22 protein-coding genes are annotated in these 23,619 nt (G+C 68.6%); 21 read left to right on the top strand and 1 reads right to left on the bottom strand.

Translation table 11 applies throughout. The features are described from left to right. Nucleotides 1-25 precede the first annotated feature (25 nt). The gene (locus J7654_RS07050) at nucleotides 26-1,531 is read right to left on the bottom strand and encodes an ABC transporter substrate-binding protein (protein ID WP_209739372.1); all 1,506 of its coding nucleotides are present in this window, start codon (nucleotides 1,529-1,531) and stop codon (nucleotides 26-28) included. Nucleotides 1,532-1,905: 374 nt separating this feature from the next. Here J7654_RS07050 and J7654_RS07045 point away from each other — a divergent pair, with 374 nt between their 5' ends. From J7654_RS07045 to J7654_RS06950, 21 genes are all read left to right on the top strand, one after another. Further along, nucleotides 1,906-2,688: a GntR family transcriptional regulator gene (locus tag J7654_RS07045; RefSeq protein WP_209739370.1), complete on the top strand. Its 783-nt coding sequence runs from the start codon at nucleotides 1,906-1,908 to the stop codon at nucleotides 2,686-2,688. Next, a complete protein-coding gene (locus J7654_RS07040) occupies nucleotides 2,685-4,193 on the top strand; it encodes an ABC transporter substrate-binding protein (protein WP_209739368.1) in 1,509 nt (502 codons plus the stop codon). The genes J7654_RS07045 and J7654_RS07040 overlap by 4 nt, the downstream gene beginning before the upstream one ends. Nucleotides 4,194-4,270: 77 nt before the next feature. Next, complete coding sequence (locus J7654_RS07035; protein WP_209739366.1) at nucleotides 4,271-5,197, top strand: ABC transporter permease; 927 nt, start codon at nucleotides 4,271-4,273, stop codon at nucleotides 5,195-5,197. Beyond that, the gene (locus J7654_RS07030; protein WP_209739363.1) at nucleotides 5,197-6,060 is read left to right on the top strand and encodes an ABC transporter permease; all 864 of its coding nucleotides are present in this window, start codon (nucleotides 5,197-5,199) and stop codon (nucleotides 6,058-6,060) included. The genes J7654_RS07035 and J7654_RS07030 overlap by 1 nt, the downstream gene beginning before the upstream one ends. Before the next feature lie 9 nt (nucleotides 6,061-6,069). After that, entirely contained in the window at nucleotides 6,070-6,858 is a 789-nt protein-coding gene (locus J7654_RS07025; protein ID WP_209739361.1) for an SDR family NAD(P)-dependent oxidoreductase, read from the top strand. Continuing rightward, nucleotides 6,858-7,757, top strand: coding sequence for a polysaccharide deacetylase family protein (locus tag J7654_RS07020; RefSeq protein WP_209739359.1), 900 nt, complete (start codon nucleotides 6,858-6,860; stop codon nucleotides 7,755-7,757). The genes J7654_RS07025 and J7654_RS07020 overlap by 1 nt, the downstream gene beginning before the upstream one ends. Further along, nucleotides 7,750-9,291, top strand: a complete 1,542-nt coding sequence (locus J7654_RS07015; RefSeq protein ID WP_209739357.1) for a gamma-glutamyltransferase family protein — start codon at nucleotides 7,750-7,752, stop codon at nucleotides 9,289-9,291. The genes J7654_RS07020 and J7654_RS07015 overlap by 8 nt, the downstream gene beginning before the upstream one ends. Continuing rightward, nucleotides 9,288-10,262, top strand: coding sequence for an ABC transporter ATP-binding protein (locus tag J7654_RS07010; RefSeq protein WP_209739355.1), 975 nt, complete (start codon nucleotides 9,288-9,290; stop codon nucleotides 10,260-10,262). Before J7654_RS07015 ends, J7654_RS07010 begins: the two co-directional genes overlap by 4 nt. Further along, on the top strand, nucleotides 10,259-11,242 hold the full coding sequence (locus J7654_RS07005; protein ID WP_209739353.1) for an ABC transporter ATP-binding protein: 984 nt from the start codon (nucleotides 10,259-10,261) through the stop codon (nucleotides 11,240-11,242). Before J7654_RS07010 ends, J7654_RS07005 begins: the two co-directional genes overlap by 4 nt. Nucleotides 11,243-11,263: 21 nt before the next feature. Further along, on the top strand, nucleotides 11,264-11,656 hold the full coding sequence (locus J7654_RS07000) for a RidA family protein (RefSeq protein ID WP_209739350.1): 393 nt from the start codon (nucleotides 11,264-11,266) through the stop codon (nucleotides 11,654-11,656). 234 nt (nucleotides 11,657-11,890) lie between these two features. Further along, the gene (locus tag J7654_RS06995) at nucleotides 11,891-12,799 is read left to right on the top strand and encodes a LysR family transcriptional regulator (protein WP_209739348.1); all 909 of its coding nucleotides are present in this window, start codon (nucleotides 11,891-11,893) and stop codon (nucleotides 12,797-12,799) included. A gap of 118 nt (nucleotides 12,800-12,917) precedes the next feature. Further along, nucleotides 12,918-14,420 (top strand): ABC transporter substrate-binding protein, encoded by a 1,503-nt coding sequence (locus J7654_RS06990; RefSeq protein WP_209739347.1) that lies wholly within the window; start codon nucleotides 12,918-12,920, stop codon nucleotides 14,418-14,420. 38 nt (nucleotides 14,421-14,458) lie between these two features. Next, on the top strand, nucleotides 14,459-15,406 hold the full coding sequence (locus J7654_RS06985) for an ABC transporter permease (RefSeq protein ID WP_209739345.1): 948 nt from the start codon (nucleotides 14,459-14,461) through the stop codon (nucleotides 15,404-15,406). Beyond that, nucleotides 15,403-16,251 (top strand): ABC transporter permease, encoded by an 849-nt coding sequence (locus tag J7654_RS06980; RefSeq protein WP_209739343.1) that lies wholly within the window; start codon nucleotides 15,403-15,405, stop codon nucleotides 16,249-16,251. The genes J7654_RS06985 and J7654_RS06980 overlap by 4 nt, the downstream gene beginning before the upstream one ends. Beyond that, entirely contained in the window at nucleotides 16,251-17,075 is an 825-nt protein-coding gene (locus J7654_RS18330; protein ID WP_245195702.1) for an ATP-binding cassette domain-containing protein, read from the top strand. Before J7654_RS06980 ends, J7654_RS18330 begins: the two co-directional genes overlap by 1 nt. Beyond that, nucleotides 17,072-17,914 carry an ATP-binding cassette domain-containing protein gene (locus J7654_RS18325; protein WP_245195701.1) on the top strand — a complete coding sequence of 281 codons (843 nt, stop codon included), beginning with the start codon at nucleotides 17,072-17,074 and terminating at the stop codon, nucleotides 17,912-17,914. Before J7654_RS18330 ends, J7654_RS18325 begins: the two co-directional genes overlap by 4 nt. Beyond that, nucleotides 17,911-19,314, top strand: a complete 1,404-nt coding sequence (locus J7654_RS06970) for an amidase (RefSeq protein WP_209739341.1) — start codon at nucleotides 17,911-17,913, stop codon at nucleotides 19,312-19,314. Before J7654_RS18325 ends, J7654_RS06970 begins: the two co-directional genes overlap by 4 nt. A 441-nt stretch (nucleotides 19,315-19,755) precedes the next feature. After that, nucleotides 19,756-20,766, top strand: a complete 1,011-nt coding sequence (locus J7654_RS06965; RefSeq protein ID WP_209739339.1) for a FecCD family ABC transporter permease — start codon at nucleotides 19,756-19,758, stop codon at nucleotides 20,764-20,766. Further along, a complete protein-coding gene (locus J7654_RS06960; protein WP_209739337.1) occupies nucleotides 20,763-21,809 on the top strand; it encodes a FecCD family ABC transporter permease in 1,047 nt (348 codons plus the stop codon). Before J7654_RS06965 ends, J7654_RS06960 begins: the two co-directional genes overlap by 4 nt. Beyond that, nucleotides 21,806-22,636, top strand: coding sequence for an ABC transporter ATP-binding protein (locus J7654_RS06955; RefSeq protein ID WP_209739335.1), 831 nt, complete (start codon nucleotides 21,806-21,808; stop codon nucleotides 22,634-22,636). The genes J7654_RS06960 and J7654_RS06955 overlap by 4 nt, the downstream gene beginning before the upstream one ends. Then, nucleotides 22,636-23,547, top strand: a complete 912-nt coding sequence (locus J7654_RS06950; protein ID WP_209739333.1) for an ABC transporter substrate-binding protein — start codon at nucleotides 22,636-22,638, stop codon at nucleotides 23,545-23,547. The genes J7654_RS06955 and J7654_RS06950 overlap by 1 nt, the downstream gene beginning before the upstream one ends. The last annotated feature ends 72 nt before the right edge of the window (nucleotides 23,548-23,619 follow it).

The following is a 23,619-nucleotide window of genomic DNA, read 5'->3' as shown; positions in this document are numbered from 1 at the left end:
CGAGCCTTGCGTCTCTTTACCTCGGTTACTCGCCCGACCAGCCGACGCGGTTGAGGAAGAGGTTCTCGTTCGGCAGCGGCGAGAATTCCACGTCGTTCGCCGCGCCGTAGATCACCGAGGCCTGATAGAGGGGAATGATGTAGGTCTCGCGTGCGACGATCTCGTGCACCGTCCTGTAGAGTTCGAGGCGCTCGTCCGAATCGATGGTGGTGCGGGCGGCATCCAGCGCCGCATCGATTTCCGGATCCTGGATATAGGCCCAACTGCTCGACGAATGGAGGAGCGGATAGAGCGTGCCGTCCGCATCCTGGCAGCCGCAGCTCCAGCGGCCGAAGGCGCTCGCGGGAATCGTCTCCGGGCCGGACTGCATGCGCTGCATCCAGTTGCCCATGTCCGTGGTCTCGATGGAGACGTTCAGGCCGACCTCGGTCAGCATCTGCTGGATCGCCTGGACGACGCGCTGGTCGTAGGTGGGCGTCGTGAAGAGCGTGAACTCGGTGCGCGCCGCCCCGCCCACCTCGGCAAGGATTTCACGCGCCCTGTCCGGATCGTAAGCCGGCGCCTCGATGCCCTCGACATAGCCGAAGGACACCGGGGAGGTGAGTTGCGAGAGCGGCGCGTCGAAGCCGCCCAGAATGCCCTCGACGATGCCTTCCTTGTCGATGGCGTGGGCGATGGCGAGGCGTACGCGCGGGTCGTCCAGCGGCGGCTGGTTCACGTTGAGCGCGAAATAGGCGATGCGCTCGCCGCGCACCGGCAGCACCTTGCCGACGCCGAATCCCTCGAGCTGCGCGGCAAGATCGTTGTCGAGATTGCTGACGAGATCGGTGGTGCCGGACTGAAGGTTGGCGATGCGGGTCGATCCGTCCGGGACGGCCCGGAACGAAACCCGCGGAAAGGCCCCCTTCTCCCCCCAATAGTCGTCGTTGCGCGTCAGAAGCACTTCGACGCCGCGCTGCCAGTTTTCGAAACGATAGGGCCCCGAGCCCACCGGGGCGACATTGAACTCCTCCTTGGAAACGGCTTCGACCACATGGCGCGGCACGATGGACAGCTTGGTGAGCTGGGCGAGGAGGACGGGATAGGGACCCCTGGTGGTCACGACGACCGTATTGTCGCCCGTCGCCTCGGCCTTCTCGATCTGGTTGAACTGGCCGAGCTGGGGGCTGGCGAATTCCGGATCGATGATGCGCTCGATACTGAAGGCGACGTCTTCGGCGGTGAGGGGCGCGCCATCGTGGAAGGTGACCCCCTCGCGGATCGTGAACTCGATCCGCGTATCCGACAGATAGTCCCACCCGGTGGCGATCTGCGGGGCGATCTCGCCCTCGTCATCGCGTGTCAGGAGGTTGTCGAAAATGTTGCGGTAGACGTTGAAGCTGTCGGTGTTCCACTGGACATGCGGATCAAGGGAGCTCGGCTCGGCGATGAAATCCACGACGAGAACCTCCTTGGCCGAGGCCAGCGCGGTTGACGACACGAGCGAGGTGGACGCCAGCATGGCGGCGACCAGCAGATTCTTCAGGCGCATCGGCTCATCCTTACCTTGAGAAGTGTCGGCGCAGACCGCCCGAAGACAAACACTGCGGCTGCGGACTGGAAACGTCCCGATAAATTCAAAACTGACATCTCAGTAACGAATTTTGTAACGTCAAAATCTATTCTGCCGATGTCATACGACCCAGGCAATCGCGAATCATGCCAAAAGCGATCTCCGGCACCGTGACTGCCGAGAATCAGAAAAGCGATTTCTTTTCAGTTGGTTGATGAAAGGAAGAGGACTTCCTGCACGCATGGGAAGCTGAATGATTATTTTAATCCGGCCTCCAAAGCCCGAAATTTATGCCCTTCCATTCACTGATTAAAGATGACACAGTTTGGAACTGAGAGGTTAGAAAACCGCCGATGCTGGATACCGACGCCTACGTCTCTCCGACCCCCGCGCCCGGCAAGGGCGAAATGGCCGAGCGCGCCTTGCGCAATGCCATCGTGAGCTGCGTCCTCGCCCCGGGGGAACGGCTTTCCGAGAGCGCGCTGGCCAGCGAGTTCGCGCTGGGGCGCGGCGCTGTCAGGGCGGCGCTGGCGCGCCTGCAGGTCAGTGGCTTCGTCTCCTCCAGCGCGCGCAGCGGATGGTCCGTCACGCCCGTCTCGGCGAGCGAAATCCGAGAACTCAGCGCGGCGCGGCGCCATCTGGAGCCGCTCCTGTGTTCCGTGGCGCTCGACGAAAGGACGGGAAATCGTTTGAGGGCGCTTTCGCAGATGCATGTCGTTCTGGCTCAACGGCGGGATCTGGGAGGCGATGTCCTGCCCACCATCCGTCGTTGCGAACGCGATATTCTCGAGTGTCTGGCCGCACAGCTCTCCATGCCGATGGTGCAGAGCTGGCTGACCGATCTGTGGGACCGCTCGATCCGCCTCGTCCACTTCTTCGAGGCCAGGGGTCCGCTGAAGCTCGTTCCGGCGAACCGCTCGCGCCTCGTGGAGGCGCTGACGCATGGGCGCAAGGCCGAGGCACTCGACCATCTGGCCGCCGCCAACACCGTTCTCGAAACCTATCTGCTCGATCGTTTCCTGGAATCCGAGGCGATGGTCTCGCGCAAGGCGTCGCGCCGCGCCGCGCCGCCGCGCAAGGCGGCGTCCTCTCCCCCAACCGACCCAACCGCTTCCAGACCGAGGATTCTTGGATGACCCGGATGACCCGCCCCTTCGCGTCGGCGCTCGCAGCCCTCGCGCTCGCCTCCTCGCCGCTGGCGCTGGGAGTGGCCATGGCCAAGGACCTCCTGGTGGTGGATCTCGTGAGCGAGCCCTCCTCGCTCGATCCCCACAAGCAGTGGAATCCGGACAGCTACTACGTCTACCGCAACGTGTTCGATAATCTCGTGACACGCGACGACGAGGGCGAGATCGTTCCGCAGATCGCCACCGAATGGTCCTATGCCTCGGACACACAGGTGGTCTTCACCCTGCGCGACGACGTGACCTTCCACGATGGCGCGCCCCTCACGGCCGAGGATGTCGCCTTCTCCGTCAACCGCATCATCGATCCGGAATTCGCCAGCCCCCAGCTCGGCCAGTTCAACAAGATCCTCTCGGCCGAGGTGACGGGCGAGAACGAGGTGACCCTGACCACCGACGGCCCCTATCCGGTCCTCCTCGCCCAGCTCGTGAAGCTGTCCATCGTGCCGGCCCATGTGGTGGAGGAGATCGGCGACGAGGCCTTCAACGAGGCCCCGGTCGGCTCGGGTCCCTACAGGTTCGGCGGCTGGCAGCGGGGCGTCTCGGTCTCGCTGGAGCGCAACGACGACTACTGGGGCGAGGTCGGCGTCTTCCCCGCCGCCGAGTTCCGCGCCGTTCCCGATGCGGCGACGCGCGTGGCCAATCTCCAGTCCGGCGCGAGTGACCTTGCCGTCGGCCTCGATTCCGACCTTGCCCTCCAGCTCGAAGGCTCCGGCACCGCCAAGGTCCTTTCGGTGCTGACCGAACGGGTCGGCTACGTAAAGCTCAACCCGACGCGCGCGCCCCTCGACGACGAGCGCGTACGCCGCGCCATCGCCCATGCCATCGACAAGGAAGGGATCGTCCAGGGCATTCTCGGCGGCTTCGACACGCCCGTGTCGCAGATGGCGACGCCCGCCCATTTCGGCTATGTCGAGGGCATCGAAGCCCCGTCCTACGACCCGGAGGAGGCGCGGCGCCTCGTCGAGGAGGCCGGCGCCGCGGGGCAGACGCTCTCCTTCGCCACGTCTCCCACCTTCGACCAGCGCATCGTCCAGGCCATCGCCCAGATGCTGAACGACACCGGGCTTTCGGTGGAGATCGAGCTGACCGACATGGCGACCTATCTCCAGCGCGTGCAGAGCGCGCCGGAAGACCAGCCTTTCGTGGCCTTCGGCCGCTGGTCCTGCGCCTGCCAGGACGCGGACGGCGTCCTCTTCCCGCTCCTGCACTCCTCCAGCTCCTGGTCCTCGCTCTCGGACGCCGGCATCGACACGCGCCTCGAAGAGGCCCGCGACACGCTGGACGAGACGGCGCGCCTGGACGCCTATCGCGAGGTGGGCGAATTCGTCGCCGAGGAGGTGCCGGTGGTGCCGCTCTATCAGGCGGCGATCCTCTACGGCGCGGCGAGCGGGCTGGAATGGCAGCCCACGGCCAACGAGAGCCTGTTCCTGAACCGGATGGGCTGGTCGGACTGATCCGCACCGCCTTCCCGGCGGGAGCAGGTCCCGCCGCATCGAGGCGCCCCATGGCAAGCTGAACGAGGATCGCAACGGTGTCGGCGTTCTTTCTCAAGCGCACGGTTCAGGCGCTGATCGCCGTCATCGGCGTGATGACGCTGATCTTCTTCCTGCAACGTCTGGCGGGCGATCCCGTGCTCCTGCTCGTGCCGCAGAACGCCACGCGCGCCGATATCGAGGCGATGCGCGTCTCGCTCGGCTTCGACCGCCCGCTGATCGTGCAGTATCTCGACTATATGGGCGGGCTGCTGAGCTTCGATCTCGGCCGCTCCTACGTGCAGAACGTCTCGGTCTGGACGCTCATCTGGAGCCGGCTGCCCTACACGCTGTGGCTGGCGGGCGGCGCGCTCCTCGTCGCCTTCGGCATCGGCATTCCGCTCGGCGTCCTGATGGCGGTGCGGCGCGGCAGGCCGGAGGCCAAGGCGATGATGGGCTTCGTGCTAGCCGGCCAGTCCCTGCCCACCTTCTGGAGCGCGATCCTGATGATCATGGTCTTTGCCGTGTGGCTCGGCTGGCTGCCGCCCTCCGGCGCGCGGGACGGGTGGAGCCTCGTCATGCCCTCCATCGCGCTCGGCCTCCTGTCCATGGCAACCTTCGCGCGCGTCGCGCGCACCGCCGTGCTCGACGAGCTGGAGAAGGATTATGTGCGCACCGGCCACGCCAAGGGCCTTCCGATGCGGCGCATCGTCATGCGCCATCTCCTGCGCAACGCCGCCATTCCCGTCACCACGGTGGCGGCACTGGAGATCGCCAACCTTCTCGCCGGCGCGGTGATCGTGGAGACCGTCTTCGCCTGGCCGGGGCTCGGCCAACTCACCGTGCAGGCCATCAACGCCCGGGACTTCATGGTGGTGCAAGGCGTCGTGATGCTCGGCGCGGTCACGGCCATCGCGCTCAACCTCGTCGCCGACCTTCTCTACAGCGTCATCGATCCGCGCATCCGCATCGAGGGTGGAGCCTGATGGCGGCGCCCGCCCTCCCCGTCCGCGCGCCGGGCAAGCGCCGCCCGGTTCCGTGGGCCGTGCTGCCCTTCGCGGCGATCCTCCTCGCCCTGGTTCTGATGGCGGTCTTCGCGCCGCTGGTCGCGCCGATGGACCCCAATGCCCAGAACCTCCTGGCGCGGCTGAAAGAGCCGGGCTTCGAAGCACGCGGCCTCGTCTACCACCTCGGATCGGACGAGCTGGGCCGTGACGTCCTCAGCCGCACGATCCACGGCGCGCGCGTCTCGCTGCTCGTCGCCTTCGCCTCGGTCATCCTGTCGGGCATCTTCGGCAGCGTACTCGGCATGGTCGCCGCCTTCTATCGCGGCTGGGTCGAGACGATCATCATGCGCCTGGTGGACATCGTCCTGTCGGTGCCGGCGATCCTTCTGGCCATCATCACCGTCGCGGTACTGGGGCCGAGCCTCTACAATGTCGTCATCGTGCTGGCACTGACACGCTGGCCGCGCTATGCGCGCGTCGCCTACGGCCAGACGCTCGCCGTCGCCAACATGCCCTATGTGCGCCTCTCGCGCTTCATGGGAGCGGGCTGGCTGCGCCTTCTCTCGCGGCACATATTGCCCAACATCACCGGCGCGCTCGTGGTGGTCGCCACGCTCGAATTCGGGCTGATGGTGCTGTTCGAGGCGGGCCTCTCCTTCCTCGGCCTCGGCGTGCAACCGCCCACGGCGAGCTGGGGCGCGATGCTCTCCACCGGGCGTAACTATGTCGGCAACGCCTGGTGGATCGCGACCTTCCCCGGCCTTGCGCTCTTTCTGCTCGTCCTCTCCATCAACCTCATCGGCGATCACGTGCGCGACCGCCTCGACCCGCGTTCAAGGTAAGGATTTCCCATGCATTTCGCCGACGAGTTCCAGGGCAGGACGGCGGTCGTCACCGGCGCGTGCGGCATCATCGGCGGCTGGATCGCGGAAGGACTCGCGCAGGCGGGCGCGCAGCTTTGCCTGACGGACCGCGACCCGGCGAAGCTGGAGGCGCGGCTGGCGAAGCTTCCGGGCGCAGGCCATTTCGCGTTGGCCGCCGACCTTCTGGACGCAGGCTCGATGACGGCCTTCGCCGCGTCCGTCGCCGAGCGCTGGGGCGCGCCGGACATTCTCGTCAACAATGCCGGCATCTATCCCTCCGGCTTCCTGCTCGACATCGGCGTGGAGGAGTTCGACGCCATCATGGGCGTCAATCTGCGCGCGCCCTTCCTTCTGTCGAAGCTGTTCGCCCGGCAGATGATCGACGCCGGCAAGGGCGGCTCCATCGTCAACATCTCGTCGGGCGCGGCGCGCAAGATGCGCACCACCGTCGTTCCCTACTGCACCTCGAAGACCGCGCTCGACCGGCTGACCAAGGGATTCGCTCTGGAGCTGGCCGAATACGGCATCCGCGTCAACGCCGTGGAGCCCGGCTTCATCGCCGGCAGCGAGGCCAGCCCCTTGCCGCAAGAGCACGTGCGCAATGTCACCGCCGCCATCCCGCTCGGCCGCACCTCCTCGCAAAAGGATGTGGCGAGCGCCGTCCTCTACGTCTGCTCCGACGCCGGCGCCTACGTTACGGGCGCGACGCTGACGGTGGATGGCGGCAACTCCATCGGCACGACGGCCGTGTTCCAGGCCAAGAAGAAGGCGCTGTGATGCCCATCCCCTCCCCCTGGCCCGACTACCGATGGCCCGAGGGCAAGCGCTCGGCCGCGCTCCTCTCCGTCGACGTGGACGCGCTCTCGCCCTTCCTCTGGTCGCTGCGCGACGAGGTGCCCCCACGGCTCGCGACCTTCGAGATGCGCCGCTTCGGCCCGCGCACGGGGCTCTACCGGCTGCTCGACCTCTTCGCGCGTTACGGCTTCAAGGCAAGCTTCTACGTGCCGGGCGTCGTTGCCGAGATGAACCCCGAGATTCTGCCGGCGATCCTCGAAGGCGGGCACGAGATCGGCCTGCACGGCTACTTCCACGAGATCGTCTCGGAGGTTTCGGACGCGGAGTTCACCGGCGCGCTGGAGGCGAGCCTCGAGCTGTTCGTGAAGCAGACCGGACAACGACCTGTCGGTTTCCGCTCGCCCGCCTGGGAGATGACGCCCCATATGCTGGCGGAGGTCAGGCGCCTCGGCTTGTCCTACGACAGCTCCCTCTCCGGTTTCGACCACCCCTACGAGATCGAGGGCCTCACCGAGATTCCGGTGCAATGGGCGGTGGACGACGCGATCTTCTTCAAGTTCGAGGGCGGCGGGCGCGACAAATGGCCGGTGCAGTCCGGCCGCGCCGTGCTGGAGGACTGGACGAGCGAGTTCCGCACGTTGCATCGATTCGGGGGCCTCTTCACCCTCACCGTCCACGACTGGATCTCCGGGCGCGCCCAGCGCATCGCGCTTCTGGAAAAGCTGTTCGACGAGATCGCCTCACAGGAGAGCGTCTGGGTCGCGACCGGCGCCGAGATCGCCGCCCACCATGCCGCCTCGCCCAATCGTGGCCGTTTCTCCGTCGAGGCAGAGGTTCCGCAAGCCATCGGCCCGCGCCGCTTCGGGCAGGCCCATGGCTGACCAGTGGACGGTGCGCAAGCGCGAGGTGCGCAGCGAAAAGGGCCTCGTCGCCTGCCAGAACGTGCTGGCCGCAGAGGCCGGGGCGGCGGCGCTCTCGCGCGGCGGCAATGCGATGGATGCGGCCGTCACCGCCGCGCTGGCGCTGAGCGTCGTGGAGCCCTGGCTATCGGGGGTGGGCGGGGGCGGCTTCCTGCTCCATGCCGATGGCAGGACCGGGGCGGTCGACGCGCTCGACTTCAACGTCCATTCCTCCCGCAACCTCGACCCGGCGCATTACCCGCTGGCGGAAGGCGGCGAGGGCAACTGGTTCAACTGGCCACCGGTGAAGGACGACCGCAACCTCATCGGCTACGGCTCGATCTGCGTGCCCGGCGCTGTGGCGGGCCTGTCGCAGGCGCTGGAGCGGTTCGGCACGATCTCCTTCGCCGAAGCCCTGCAACCGGCCATCGAGCACGCAAGGCGCGGCCTCGTGCTCGACTGGTTCGCCCTGCTGGCGCTCGCGATCGACGCCAACGGGCTCTCCCGCTTTCCGGCCTCCGCCGCGTTGTTCCTGAAGGAGGGCCGCGCGCCGCGAGGCAGCGAACCCGGTATCGTGCGCACCCTGCCGATGCCGCGCAAGGCGGCCATGCTGGAGCGGCTGGCGAGCGCCGGCGCGCGCGACTTCTACGAGGGCGAGGTCGCCGCCTCGCTGATCGCCGACTTGAACGCAGGGGGCTCCCCGATCGATGCGGCCGAACTGCGCGACTACGCGCCGCGATGGCGCGAGCCGCTACGGGCCTGCTACCGGGGCTGGAGCGTCCATGCCATACCGGGATTGTCGGGCGGGCCGACGCTGGTCGCGGCGCTCGGCGAACTCGACCGCACGCTGAGCGACGGGGACCCGCTCGGCGGCCACACGGCGCTTGCCTTCGCGCGCGCCATCCGCCGCGCCACGGAGCACCGGCTGCGCACGCTCGGCCATGCGGGCGGGGGAAGCTGCACCACCCATTTGAGCGTCGTGGACCGCGACGGCACGATGGTGTCGCTCACCAACACGCTGCTGTCGCGCTTCGGTTCCAAGGTCGTGCTGCCGGGAACGGACCTGCTGATGAACAACGGCATGATGTGGTTCGACCCGCGTCCGGGCCAGCCGAACTCGATCGCGCCGGGGGTCAGGCCGCTTGCCAACATGTGCCCGGTCATCGCCACCGAGGCCGGCCTGCCGAGGCTGGCGCTCGGCGCGGCGGGCGGGCGGCAGATCATGCCGGCGGTGGCGCAGATCCTGAGCTATGCGGCGGGCTTCGGCCTGTCGCTGGAGGAAGCGATGAACGCCCCCCGGATCGACGCGAGCGGCGTGACGCTGCGCGTCAACCGAAAGGCGCGGCCCGATGTCGCGACGCGCCTTGCCGAGGAATTTCCCGTCGAGATCGTGGACGACACGCTCTATCCGGTGAACTTCTCCATTCCCTCCGCCGTCGCGCGCGACGGCGCGGAGAATATCGGCATGGCCCATCCGAACCACCCCCACGCGGCGGTCTGCCGGGAGGGCGCATGACCGCTCCCGTGCTCAAGGTCGAGAATCTCAAGGTCTCCATCGCCGGGCAGCCCGTCGTCGACGGCGTCAGCTTCGATGTCCATGCGGGCGAGATCCTGTCGGTGGTGGGAGAATCGGGCTGCGGCAAATCCATGACCGCATTTTCCGTGATGGGGCTCCTGCCCAGGGTGGCGCGGATCGAGTCCGGCACGATCCGCCTCGGCGACACCGACCTTCGCAGGCTCGCCGAAGCCGAGCGGCGCAAGCTGCGCGGCAACGACCTCGCCATGATCTTCCAGGAGCCGGTCGCCTCGCTGAACCCCCTGATGAAGATCGGACGGCAGATCGAGGAAGGGCTCATCGTCCATCGGGGCACGAGGGGCAAGGCGGCCCGGCACGCCGCGGTGGCCATGCTGGAGGAGGTCGGCATCCCCGAGCCTCAGATCCGCTTCGAGCAGTATCCGTTCGAGCTGTCGGGCGGCATGTGCCAGCGCGCCATGATCGCCATGGCGCTGATCTGCCGCCCGAAGCTCCTCATCGCCGACGAGCCGACCACCGCGCTGGACGTGACCATCCAGGCGCAGATCCTGGAGCTGATGAAGCGCCTGCGCGAGGAGACCGGGACCGCCATCCTCCTCATCACCCACGATATGGGGGTCGTCGCGGACATGGCGGACCGGGTGGCGGTGATGTATGCGGGGCGGGTGATCGAGGAAGCGCCGGTGGAGGCGATCTTCGCGCGCCAGGAACATCCCTATACACGGCTCCTCCTCTCCACCATTCCCCGGCTCGACGGCGAGCCCAAGGCGCTGCTGCCCACCATCGAGGGCCTCGTGCCCGATATCGGGCAATGGCCGGCGGGCTGCCGGTTCAACCCCCGCTGCCCGCTGGCGGACATGCCCTGTCTCGAGAGCCAGCCGCCGCTTCTGGCCCGGCGCGACTGGGGCCATGCGGCCTGCTGGCACTCCGACAAGGTGGGGGCGATGCTTTGAGCGACACGCTTCTTTCGCTTCGCGGCCTGAAGGTGCATTTCCCCATTCGCGGCGGGCTTCTCGGGCGGCCCGTGGGCTGGGTGAAGGCGGTGGACGGCATCGATCTCGACATCGGGCGCGGGGAAAGCGTGGCGCTGGTCGGGGAATCGGGTTGCGGCAAGTCCACGCTGGGCGCGGCGATCCTGGGCATGCAGCGCCCCACGAGCGGCACGATCCGCTTCGAGGGCAAGCCCATCGTGCATGGAGAGGCCGCCGCGCGCCGCGCCTTCTCGCGCGACGTGCAGATCGTGTTCCAGGACCCGGTCTCGGCGCTCAATCCCAAGCTCACCATCGGCGAGAGCATCGCCGAGCCCCTGGCGATCCATGGGCTCGGCAGCGCGAAGGAGCGGCGCGCGCGGGTGGCCGAGCTGCTCGGCCTCGTCGGGCTCCACCCCCAGCACGCAGAGCGGCGGCCGAACGCCTTTTCCGGCGGCCAGCGCCAGCGCATCGTGATCGCGCGCGCGCTCGGCCTCAATCCCAAGCTCCTGATCCTCGACGAGCCGGTCTCGGCGCTCGATGTCTCGATCCGCTCGCAGATCCTGAACCTGCTTCTGGACCTTCAGAGAAGGTTCGGCCTGTCCTACCTCTTCATCAGCCACGATTTGTCCGTCGTGCGCCATTTCGCCGATCGCGTGGCGGTGATGTATCTCGGCCATCTGGTGGAGACGGGCCTCACCGGGGCGGTCTTTGCCGATCCCGTTCATCCCTATACCGAAGCGCTCCTGTCGGCCGTGCCGTTGCCCGACCCCGTGGCGCAGCGCGCGCGCCGGCGCATCGTCCTGAAAGGCGACCTGCCAAGCCCCGCCAATCCGCCCAAGGGCTGCACGTTCGTCACGCGCTGCCCGCTGGCCGAACAGGTCTGCCGGGACGTGCCGCCGCCGCTCGTCGCGCTGGCGGGCGGCCGCAGGGCGGCCTGCCATATCCGCGCCCCCGCTGCGTGAAGACGCCACTGGAGAGAGCCAATGACCGCCGTCCGCCGTCCCATCAACGCGCCCGACGCGCCGCCGACCCTCCACCGCCGCTATGCTCAGGCCATGGAGGTGAGCGGCCAGACGCGCACGCTCTATATCAGCGGCCAGATACCGACGGATGCCGATGGCGTCGCGCCACCGGATTTCGAGGCCCAGGCCCGACTGGCCTGGGCGAATGTGGGGCGGCAGCTCGCGGCCGCCGGCATGACGCTCGACAACCTCGTGAAAGCGACGGTCTTCCTCGCCGGCCATGAGCATCGCGAGATCAACGCCAAGGTGCGTTGGGAGGTGATGGGCGATCGCCTGATCGCCCTCTCCACGGTGATCGCCGGACCCTACGATCCGAGCTGGCTGATCGAGATCGAGGCCGTCGCCGTCGGGTGACGGTTTCGTCCGAAGGCCAGGGGCGCCGAAGTGTCGAGGAAAACCGGCTCATGCCGCGCCCTGCGCAAGCGGGGAGCGTACGGCGGGAAAGCAGGGGCGTGGACGGCGCTGGCCTTGCCTCGCCGGCCGACCGATGCTGAAACTCGCCGGCGCCGGCCGTGCCGGCAGGATCGTCGGTCATTTTCCGCGAGTCAGGAGTTCGACATGTCCGATCTGGCGAGGGGTTGAGGCGCCATGCAGCTTCGCGCCCTTCTCTATTTCCAGGAACTGGTGCGGCTCGGCTCGATGCGGCGCGTGGCCGAGAAATTCGGCGTGGCGCCCACCGCCGTCAGCCGGCAGATCGACCAGCTCGAGTATCATTTCGATGCGCCCCTGGTGGAGCGCGATCCGCGCGGCGTGCGCCTGACGGCGGCGGGCGAGCTTCTGGCCGTGCGCCTCACCCGCGCCCTCGCCGACCTCCAGCACGCCGAGACGCTGATCGCGGACCTGAAGGGCCTGCGCTCCGGCAACGTCTCGATCTATACCAACGGCGCGGCCGTGCCGGCGATCCTGACGAAGGCGCTGGTCGGCTTCGCACGGCTCTACCCGAAGATCCGCTTCGAGATCGTGGTGACGAGCGTCGGTCTCGCCCTGGAGGCGGTGCGCAACGGCAGTGCCGACATCGCCCTCACCCTCTTCACCCCCGCCGCCTTCCAGCACGCGGTGCACTACCGCTTCCCCGTCCCGCACGCCATCGTGGTGAACCCGCGCCACAGGCTGGCGGAGAGGGGCGAGGCGCGGCTGGCCGATCTGGCCGACTGCGCGCTCGCCCTGCCCGATTCCAGCTTCGGCGCGCGCCAGAGCCTCGACCGGCAGATGGCCGAGGCCGGCCTGCCGCCCCTCGATCCGGTCTACACCACGAGTTCGATGGAAACGCAGAAGGACCTGGCGCGCGAGGCCTCGGCCGTCCTGTTCCTGCCGCCGATGGCCGTGCGGCGCGAATGCGAGGCCGGCGAACTCGTGGCCGTCCCCCTGGTGGACGCCACGGTGACGACGACGCTCGACCTCTCCCACGCCCCCGAACGGCCCCTCTCCTTTGCCGCCGCCAAGCTGCTGGCGGCCATCGAAAGGGACATGCGCACCAGCGGCAGTGCGAGGGTGTAGCGTTTTGTGATACACGGTGTCCCGCATAACGTCGTAGACGGGACACTGACGGGCCGTCACTCTCCGGCCCAGACCTGTTCCGGCTTCTCGTCTCCGTCCACGTTCCGCTGGAGTTTCCATGGCTGCCCGCACCGCGTCCGCGCTTCTCGCCTGTCTCGTTCTCGGCCTTCCGGCCCTGGCGCTTCCCGCCTCGGCCCAGCCGCGAACGGACCTCGTTCTCGGCATGATCAGCGAGCCCCCGACGCTCGACCCGTCCGCCGCCGCTCCCATCACCATCGGCCAGGTGGTCTGGCAGAACCTCTTCGAGGGGCTGACGCGGGTGGACCGCGACGGGGCGGTGGTGCCGCAGCTCGCGGAAAGCTGGAGCGTGTCGCAGGACGGGCTCGCCTACACCTTCACGCTGCGCGAGGGCGTCACCTTCCACAATGGCCAGCCTTTCAACGCCGGCAGCGCGCGCTACACCATAGAGCGCATCCTGGCGGAAGGCTCCACCAATCCCCAGCGCGCCGCCTATGCGGTGATCGAGGCGGTGGAGACGCCCGACGACCGCACGCTGGTCCTGCGCCTCTCGCGCCCCTCGGGCGACCTGCCCTTCCGCCTCGCCCAGCCCGCGGCGGTGATGGTGGAGGAGACGTCGAGCGGCACCAACGGCACCGAGCCGGTGGGCACCGGCCCCTTCCGTTTCTCCGACTGGCGGCGCGGCAACGAGGTGACGCTCACGCGAAGCCCCGACTATTGGGACGAGGCGGGCGCGGCCCGGCTGGAACAGGCGACGTTCCGCTTCATCCCCGACCCGCAGGCCGCCGCCGCCGCGCTTCAGGCGGGCGACGTGGACGCCTTCCCGCTCTTTCCCGCCCCCGAGCTCTATCCGACCTTCGAGGCGGACGAGCGTTTCCAGGCCGAGCCGGGGCTGACGCAGATGAAGGTCGTGGCCGGGCTGAACAGCGAGCGCGCGCCGCTCGACGATCCGCGCGTGCGCCAGGCGCTGATGATGGCGGTGGACCGGCAGACGCTGATCGAGGCGGTGGCCTCCGGCTTCGGCCTCGCGATCGGCAGCCACCACACGCCGAGCGATCCGGGCTACGCGGACCTGACGGGCGTGCACTCCTACGACCCGGAGGCCGCGCGCGCGCTTCTGGCCGAGGCCGGTTACCCGGACGGCTTCCCGCTCACCATCAAGGCCCCGCAGATGCCCTATGCGGCGCGCTCGGCCGAAATCCTCCAGGCGCTCCTGGCCGAGGTGGGCGTGCAGATCACCATCCAGCCGACCGAGTTCCCGGCGAGCTGGGTGCAGCAGGTGCTGACCGAGCGCGACTACGAGATGACGATCATCGCCCATGGCGAGCCGCTCGACATCGGCATCTACGCCCGCGATCCCTATTACTTCAACTACCGCAACCCGGCCTTCGACGAGACGGTGGCGGCGGCCGGCGAGGCCGTGGAGGAAGGCGAGCGCGCCCGGCTCTACGGCGAGGCGCAGGCCATCCTCGCCGAGGACGTGCCCGCGCTGTTCCTCTACCTCCAGCCCAAGCTCTCCGTCTGGCGCGCGGGCCTGGAAGGCTACTGGATCGACGAGCCGGTGCCCTCCAACGATCTCACCGAGGTCCGCTGGACCGAGTAGCCCCTTCCCCGCCCGGCCCCTTCGCAGCGGACCCGCCCATGCCGAAGCGTTTCCTGCGCAGCCTTCTCGGCTTCGCCACGACCTTCCTCGTCCTGTCGGTGCTGATCTTCGCCCTGATGGAGATCGTGCCGGGCGACATCGCCTCGGCGATGCTGGGCACCGCCGCCACGCCGGAAACGGTGGCGGCGCTGCGCGCCGAGCTCGGGCTCGACGCGCCCGCGCTCCAGCGCTACCTCGCCTGGGTCGGCGGTCTTCTGACCGGCGACCTGGGCACCTCGCTCGCCTACCGCGTGCCCGTGTCGGGGCTCATCGCCGAGCGCATGGCGGTGACGCTGCCGCTCACGCTGATGGCGGCCACGCTCGCCGTCGCGCTCGCCCTGCCGCTCGGCGTCCTGGCCGCCGCGCGGCCCGGCGGCCCGATGGACGTTCTGGCCACGCTCTACGCGCAGGTCGGCATCGCGGTGCCGAACTTCTGGATCGGCCTTCTCCTGATCCTCTTCGTCTCGCTCTGGCTCGGCCTCCTGCCGGCCAGCGGCTTTCCGGGCTGGGACGGAGGGCTCCTTCCCGGCCTTCGCGCGCTCCTCCTGCCCGCGCTCGCGCTCGCCATCCCCCAGTCGGCGGTGCTGACCCGCGTCACCCGCGCCTCGGTGGTGGAGGCGATGAACGAGGATTTCGTGCGCACCGCCCGCGCCAAGGGCGCCTCGGTGCGCCGCGCGCTGTGGCGGCACGCCGTGCCCAACGCCCTCGTTCCCGTGGTGACGATGCTGGGGCTCCAGTTCTCCTTCCTGATCGCGGGGGCGGTTCTGGTGGAGAACGTCTTCTCCCTGCCCGGCATGGGCCGGCTCGCCTGGCAAGCGCTGGCGCAACGCGACCTCATCGTGATCCAGAACGTCGTCTTCCTGTTCGCCGCCATCGTGATCGCCGTGAATTTCGTCGTCGACCTCCTGTACACGGTGCTCGACCCGCGCCTGCGCAGGCGCGCATGAGCACGCTTGCGATGCCCGCGCGGCGCGGCCGCGCAAACGTGCCCCTTCTCCTCGGGGGGGCGATCACCGCCATCCTCACCGCCGCCGCGCTCCTCTCGCAGGTCTGGACGCCCGGCGACCCGGCCCGCCTCGCCATCGCCCGGCGGATGCAGCTCCCGCTGCAGAACGGGCTGCTGGGCACCGACCATCTGGGCCGCGACCTCGCCTCCATGGTGATGCTGGGGGCGGCGAACTCGCTGTCCATCGCTCTCTCGGCCGTGTTCCTCGGCGCGCTTATCGGCACGGCGGCGGGCGTGACGGCCGCCGCCCGGCGCGGCGGCCTCGTGGACGCGCTTCTCATGCGCGTGTGCGACGCGCTCTTCGCGCTGCCCGCGATCCTCTCGGCCATCCTGCTGGCCGCGATCCTGGGCACGGGCGCCTTCACCGCCACCATCGCCATCGGCGCCTTCATGGTGCCGGTCTTCGCGCGCGTCTCGCGCGGGGCGGCGTTGCAGGTCTGGGTGCGCGACTACATCCTCGCCGCGCGCATGGCCGGCAAGAACGGCCTGCGCATCACGCTCGAACACGTGCTGCCCAACATCTCGGGCCAGCTCATCGTGCAGGTCACGATCCAGCTCGCCATGGCGATCCTCACGGAGGCCGGCCTCTCCTTCCTCGGCCTCGGCCTCGCCCCGCCGGCGCCCACCTGGGGGCGGATGCTGGCCGATTCCCAGACCTATCTGGCGCAGGCGCCCCATCTCGCCCTCGTGCCCGGCCTTGCCATCGCGCTCGCCGTGCTGGGCCTCAACCTTCTGGGCGACGGTCTCGCCGCCCGGCTCGACCCGCGCCGCAGGCAGGCCTCCTGATGCTCGACATCCGCTCGCTGACCATCGACTTTCCAGGCCCCGACGGCCGCCGGCGCGTGGTGGACGACGTGTCGCTTTCGCTCGGGCCGGGCGAGACGCTGGGCATCGTGGGGGAAAGCGGCTCGGGCAAGTCGCTCCTGTCGCTGGCCACGATCGGCCTCCTGCCGCGCACCGCCCGCGTCTCCGGCTCCATCCGCTTCGAGGGTCGCGAGCTGCTGGGCCTGGCAGAGCGCGACCTCCAGCGCATCCGGGGCGCACGGATCTCGATGATCTTCCAGGAGCCGATGACGGCGCTGAACCCGGCCATGACGGCGGGCGCGCAGATCGCCGAGGGCATCCGCCTGCATCGCCGGGCGAGCCGCCGCGAAGCGCGCGCCGAGGCGCTGGCGCTCATGGAGCTCGTGCGCATTCCCGATCCGGCGCGGCGCATCGATTCCTATCCGCACGAAATGTCGGGCGGGCAGCGCCAGCGCGTGGGCATCGCCATCGCGCTTGCCCTTCGCCCGCGCCTCATCATCGCCGACGAGCCCACCACCGCGCTCGACGTGACCGTGCAGAAGGAGGTGCTGGACATCCTCGACGAGCTGGTGCGCGAGATGGGCCTGTCGCTCGTCCTCATCAGCCACGATCTCGGCGTGATCGCCCGCATGGCCGACCGCGTGCATGTGATGCGCCGGGGCCGCACCATGGAAGAAGGAGAGACCGCCGCCGTGCTGCGCAACCCCGCCTCCGCCTATACGCGCGAGCTGCTGGACGCGATGCCCAGGCGCGCGCGGCGCGGCTTCCATATCGCCCCCGCTGCCGGCGGGGAGGTTTCCCGATGAATGCGCGCACCCCGCTTCTCCAGACCCGAGCGCTGACGCGCGACTACCGCCTCGGCGCGCGTGGCGGGCAAACCTTCCGCGCCCTCGACGCGGTGTCCCTCACGCTGGAGGAGGGCCGCGTCCTGGCCGTGGTGGGAGAATCGGGCTCGGGTAAATCCACGCTCGCGCGCATCGTCATGGCGCTGGACCGGCCGACCTCCGGCGAGGTCGTGTTCGGGGGCGAGAACCTCTTCGCCCTGCCCCCGCGCGCGCTCGCCGGGCGTCGGCGCGGCTTCCAGATGGTGTTCCAGGACCCCTACGGCTCCCTCGACCCGCGCCAGCGCGTCGGGCGCATCGTCGCCGAGCCGCTGCATCTGGTGCCGGACGCCCCGCGCGGCGCGGCGCGGGAGGCGCTGGTGGGCGAGATGCTGGAGAAGGTCGGCCTGCGGGCCGGCGACGGCGCGCGCTACCCGCACGAATTCTCCGGCGGCCAGCGCCAGCGCATCGCCATCGCCCGCGCGCTGGTCACGCGCCCCAGGCTCCTCGTCGCCGACGAGGCGGTCTCGGCGCTGGACCTTTCCGTGCAGGCGCAGATCCTGCGCCTCATCCTCGACCTCAAGCGACAATACGGGCTCGCGGTCCTGTTCATCACCCACAATCTCGGCGTGGTGGAGGAGATCGCCGACGAAGTGGCGGTGATGAATGCGGGCCGTGTCGTGGAATACGGACCTTGCGCGCAGGTGCTCGACGCGCCGAGCGATCCCTACACGCAGCGCCTTCTGGCCGCCGAGCCGACGCTTGCGGCCATCCGCCCGCCTCGCCCGCGCTTCCCTCCCCCAGCCGAGTCCCGCGCCCCATGACCGACGACCTCCTCTCCCTCAGCGCCCCGCGCCTTGTCGAGCGTTTCGCCGCGCGCACGCTCTCCCCTTCCGAATACTGGCAGGCTCTGGAGGGGCATATCGCGCGCTGGGAGCCGGCCATCGCCGCTCTCTACGCCTACGATCCGGACGCGGCCCGCGCGGAAGCGGCGGCCTCTACCGAGCGTTGGGCCAGGGGCCGACCGCTCGGGCCCCTGGACGGCGTGCCGGCGAGCGTGAAGGAGGTGATCGCCACGCGCGGCGTGCCCGTGCCCCTCGGCACGGCGGCCTCCATGCTGGAGCCGGCCGCGGCGGACGCACCGCCCGCCGCGCGCCTTCGCGAGGCGGGCGCCATCATCTTCGCCAAGACCACCTGCCCGGATTACGGGATGCTCTCCTCGGGCCTCTCCACCTTCCACCCGCTGACGCGCAACCCCTGGGACACGGCCATGAACCCCGGCGGCTCCAGCGCTGGGGCGGCGGCGGCGGCGGCGGCCGGCTACGGTCCCTTGCATCTGGGCACCGATATCGGCGGCTCTGTGCGCCTTCCGGCGGGCTGGTGCGGCGTGTTCGGCTTCAAGCCCACGCAGGGGCGCATTCCGGTGGACCCTTTCTATGTCGGGCGCTGCGCCGGGCCGATGACGCGCACCGTGGCGGATTCGGCGCTGATGATGCCCCTCCTCTCGCGGCCCGACGCGCGCGACGCGACCAGCCTGCCCTTCGCCGAGATCGACTGGCAGGCGCCCCTCGGCGACATAGCGGGCCTGCGCATCGGCCTGATGACGGAGGCCGGTTGCGGCATCGAGCCGGAAGATGCGGTTCTCGGCGTCCTCCACGAGGTCGCCCGGCGGCTGGAGGCCCGCGGCGCGCGCATCGTGCCGCTTGCCCCCGTCCTGACGCGGGAGATGCTGGACGGGCTCGACGACTTCTGGCGCGCTCGCTTCTGGAACGACCTGATGGCGCTTCCCGAGCCGAGACGCGCGCGGGTTCTGCCCGCCATCCTGGATTGGGTGGCCCGCGCCGGGCAAATGACGGGCCCACGGGCCGCGCTCGGCTTCAACCGCACGCTGGAGATGGCAAGCGCCTGCGCGAACGCGTTCGAGGCGGTGGATTTCGTCCTTTCGCCCACCAACCCGGTGGTGAGCTACCCCGCCGAATGGCCCTCCCCCACCAACGACCCGGCGGACAAGCCTTTCGAGCATATCGGCTTCACCGTGCCGTGGAACATGGGCGGGCAGCCGGCGGCCTCGGTGAATGGCGGCTTCTCGCCGGACGGCTTCCCCATCGGCGTCCAGATCGTCGCGCCGCGCTTTGCCGACACGCGCGTGCTGGCGCTTTCGCGGCTGGTCGAAGAGATGGCCGGGCCGATCCCCTGGCCGGAGCCGCCCGCTCCCTCCGCCTGAGAAGGCCGCAGGGGCGAAGTCCTGCAAGCGCGTGCCCACACCGTGATCCCGCCGGCGTTCGGGACCGCCTGGCACAAATGCGGACCGTGGAGCAGCGGCGCGCGAGACGGCGGTCGGCCGCTTGTTCCCGGAGCGTGCACCAGGCCAGCGGGAACGCAGTGCCTCGCGAAGCCATCCCATCACCTTCGCACTTGACCGCGTAATTCTCGGCAGTATAAGCCAAAAAATACAAGCTCTCCTCGCAACGCAAATTGGATTTTCGAAATTTATAATCGTTCCAATATAGATATTTCATTGATTCTGCGAATCATAGCAAAGCAATGATCGCCAATCTCTGCAAATTAAATGGGCGATTGTTCAATAATATGTCCAATGAGTCGCTGTTTCTGACGATAATGATGAGACGAACCGTGCGCATCCAGTTCGGCTGAGAAGCTTCACATGCATTCATGGCCAGTGCGCTCTTCGTTTTCTCCGGCGCTCATTTCCGTCATCGGCATTTTCATCCTGACCTGCGTTCTGAGCCTCGCTCTCGGCGCGCGCTCCGTGCCGCTCGGCGAGGCGATCACCGCCTTGTTTCATGACGATGGCAGCATCGATCACTCCACCATCCGGTCCCTTCGCCTGCCGAGGACGCTGGTCGGCATCCTGGCCGGCCTCGCCCTGGGATTGTCCGGCGCGCTCATGCAGGCGCTGACCCGAAATCCGCTGGCCGATACGGGGGTGCTGGGGATCAATGCCGGCGCCGCCCTGGCCATGGTGCTGGGGATCGGCCTCCTCGGCGTGACGTCGCAGATGACGCTGGTCTGGTTCTCGTTCGCCGGGGCCGGCCTGACGACGCTGGCCGTCTATGCCGCCGCCTCATCGGGGCGGATCGGCGCGACACCGCTGCGCCTGGTGCTTGCCGGCGTCGCCATAGGCGCCATCCTTCGGGGGCTGACGGCCTCCTTCGTGCTCACCGATCCGAACGTCTTCGACCAGATGCTGAGCTGGGATGTCGGCACCCTGGCCGTCATCGGCTATGAGAAGGTGGTGGTCGCCGCGCCCTTCGTCCTGATCGGCAGCATCATCGGCCTGCTCGTGGCGCCCTCGCTGAACATCATGGCCCTGGGGGATCACACCGCGCAGTCGCTCGGGGCCGGGCTGGTCCGGGTGCGCACCATGACCATCGTGGCCGTGATGCTCCTGACGGGATCCGCGACGGCTGCCGCCGGCCCCATCGGCTTCCTCGGGCTGATGGCGCCGCAGGTCGCCCGCGCCTTCTGCGGGGCCGACCAGCGGCGCATTTTCGTCCACACCCTCTTCATCGCGCCCACGATCCTGCTGGCCGCCGATATTCTCGGCCGCCTGATCATGCGCCCCCAGGATATCGATGTCGGCCTCGTCATGGCGGTGGTGGGAGCGCCGATCCTGATCTGGATCGTGCGCAAGCGGAAGGTCGCAGCCCTGTGAGCCGCCTTTTCGATCCGCCCAAGCGGGTGATACGGGCATTGAGCGACCGGGTCAGCTTCGTCTCGGACGGCCGCGTTCTGCTCGTCGCGCTGGCGCTCGGTCTCCTCGGGCTTTTCGTCCTCGTCTTGTCCATGGCTTACGGGCGCGTGGAATTCTCGCTCTCCGACGTGATCACGGCCCTTCTGGGGGGCGGAGAACGGCGAACCCGGATGGTGATTCTGGAATGGCGGCTGCCGCGCGCGCTGGCGGCCCTCGTTCTGGGCGCGTTGCTCGGCCTTGGCGGGGCGATCTTCCAGTCGGTCACGCGCAATCCGCTCGGCAGCCCGGATATCGTCGGCTTCGATGCCGGCGCCTATACGGGCGCGCTCATCGCCATCATGATCGGGGGTGGCGGCTGGGTGCTCCTGGCCGGATCGGCGGTCGGCGGCGGCCTGGCCACCGGCGCGATGGTCTATCTCCTCGCCTGGCGCCAGGGCGTTTCCGGGTTCCAGCTCATCGTGATCGGCATCGGCATCAGCGCCATGCTGACGGCGCTCAACCAGTGGATCCTGCTCATGCTGCCCTTGGGCACGGCCATGGCCGCCGGAGCCTGGGCGACCGGCACGCTGTCGCGGGTAACGGGGGAGCAGGCGACGTTCATCCTCGCCGCCGGCCTTCCGGTCGTGGCCTTTGCCCTCGTGCTCTCTCGCCGGATGCGGATCCTGGAAATGGGCGACGAACGCGCGCAGGCCCTGGGAATAGCGGTCGAGCCGCTGAGGCTCCTGTTGATGATCCTGGCCGTCGTGGCAACCGCGCTGTCGACCGCCATTGCCGGCCCCATTCCCTTCATCGCGCTGGCCGCACCGCAGATCGCCCATCTCCTCACCCGCTCGGCCGGGACGACGCTTCTGGGCGCGATGGCCACCGGGGCCGCGCTTCTCCTGATGGCGGACTTCATCGCACAGCGCGTCATCGCCCCCGAACAGATCCCGGTCGGCCTTGTCACGCTGTGCATCGGCGGCGGGTATTTTCTCTGGCTTCTTCTGAAGGAGGCGCGGCGATGAACGCCCATGCCTGCGAGAATTGCATCGAGGCGCGGGACGTCAGGCTGAGCCGAAGCGCCAATCCGGTGCTCAAGGGGCTTTCGGTGAAGATTCCGCCCCGCTCGTTCACGGCGATCGTCGGGCCGAACGGCTGCGGCAAGTCCACCCTGCTGATGACCCTCTCGCGGATACTGGCGCCGGACAGCGGCAACGTGCTGATCGACGGCAGGGCAGCGGCCAGCCTCTCGGCCAGGGAGTTCGCGCGCCGGGTGGGGCTGATGCCGCAAAGCTCCATCGCACCCGATGGCATCACGGTGGCCGAGCTGGTGGCCTGCGGACGCTTTCCCTACCAGAGCGCGCTTCGCCAATGGTCGCGCGAGGACGAGCGCGCCGTGACGCAGGCGCTTGCCGCCACCGGGCTGAGCGGGTTCGCGACCCGCCATGTCAACGAACTCTCCGGCGGACAGCGCCAGAGGGCGTGGGTCGCCCTGGTGCTCGCGCAGGAAACGCCCGTCCTTTTCCTCGACGAGCCGACCAGCTTCCTCGACATCACCCACCAGATCGAACTCATGACGCTGCTCGAGACCTTGAACATGGAGCGCGGCCATACCGTGGCTGCGGTTCTTCACGATCTCAATCAGGCCTGCCGCTTCGCAACCCACATGATCGCGATGCGCGACGGGCAGATCATCGCGGAGGGCCCCCCCGCGCAGATCGTCACAGAGGAACTGGTGGCCCGGGTGTTCCAGCTTCAGGCCCGGATCATCCCAGACCCCGTTTCCGGCACGCCGCTCGTCATCCCGCGGGGCGGCAGCCGCGACACTTCCCCCACAGAAAGAGGTTTTTGATGAAGCTCCCCATCTTCGCCCTCATGGCCGCAGTCCTGGCCGTGCCCGTGCATCCCGCCCTGTCCCAGGAGACCCGGACGATCACGGACCTCGTCGGCGAGGTCGAGGTGCCGGTCGATCCGCAGCGCATCGTCGTGACCGATGGCGACAACATCCTTCAGCCGACCGTTGCGCTGGGCCTGGTTCCCGTCGGCGCGTCGCGCAACCCCATCACGGGCGACTATGCGAAAGTCGTCGCGGAGCGGTTGCCCGAGGATCTCGCCTATATCGGGGCGCCCCGGGAGCCGGACTATGAAGAAGTCCTCATGCTTGAACCCGATCTCATCCTGATGTCGAACGACGAGTTGCCGGACGAGGACGGCATGTACAGCCGCTTCAGCGACATCGCGCCGACGGTCCTGATCAACCAGGATCAGGTTCTGTGGAAACAGGCGCTGCTGGACGTCGCGAACGCGACAGGCCGCGAGGCCGAAGCCCGGGAACTGCTGGACCGCTACGAGGCACGCCTGGCCGAAGTACGCTCCGTGATCGGCGATCGCGCCACCACCGCGAGCGTGATGCGCATCCGTGCGGACCATCTGCGCTACATGGCGCAGGACAGCTCCTATGTCTGGGATATCCTCAAGGAGCTGGGCTTCCGCGCGCCCGATCAGCAGGAAAAATCCAGCCCCTCCGCCTTCGTCCGTGTCAGCCTCGAGCAAATCGACGTCGTCGACGCCCCGCTCATCATCGTCCTGGAAGACCAGGGCGCGGTCGGCCCCGGAGGCATGGCGGAACAGATCAAGCAACTTCCCGCGTTCCAGAGCCTGTCCGGCGAGAAGATCCACCTGCCTACGGGAGAATACCTCTTCGGCAACATCCTGACGGCCTTCGAATTCCTCGACCTTTTGGAACAGCACTTCGAGGGTTAGAGCAGGCCCGGAAGATCAAGCGGCCCATGCGATGCGACACAGAAGGAACAGGACGGTAGTCGCATAGAGAAA

It is taken from the genome of Aureimonas populi (assembly GCF_017815515.1).
Classification (GTDB): domain Bacteria; phylum Pseudomonadota; class Alphaproteobacteria; order Rhizobiales; family Rhizobiaceae; genus Aureimonas; species Aureimonas populi.
Note: the sequence above shows the minus strand (reverse complement) of the source record. Positions and strands in the feature narration are given on the sequence as shown.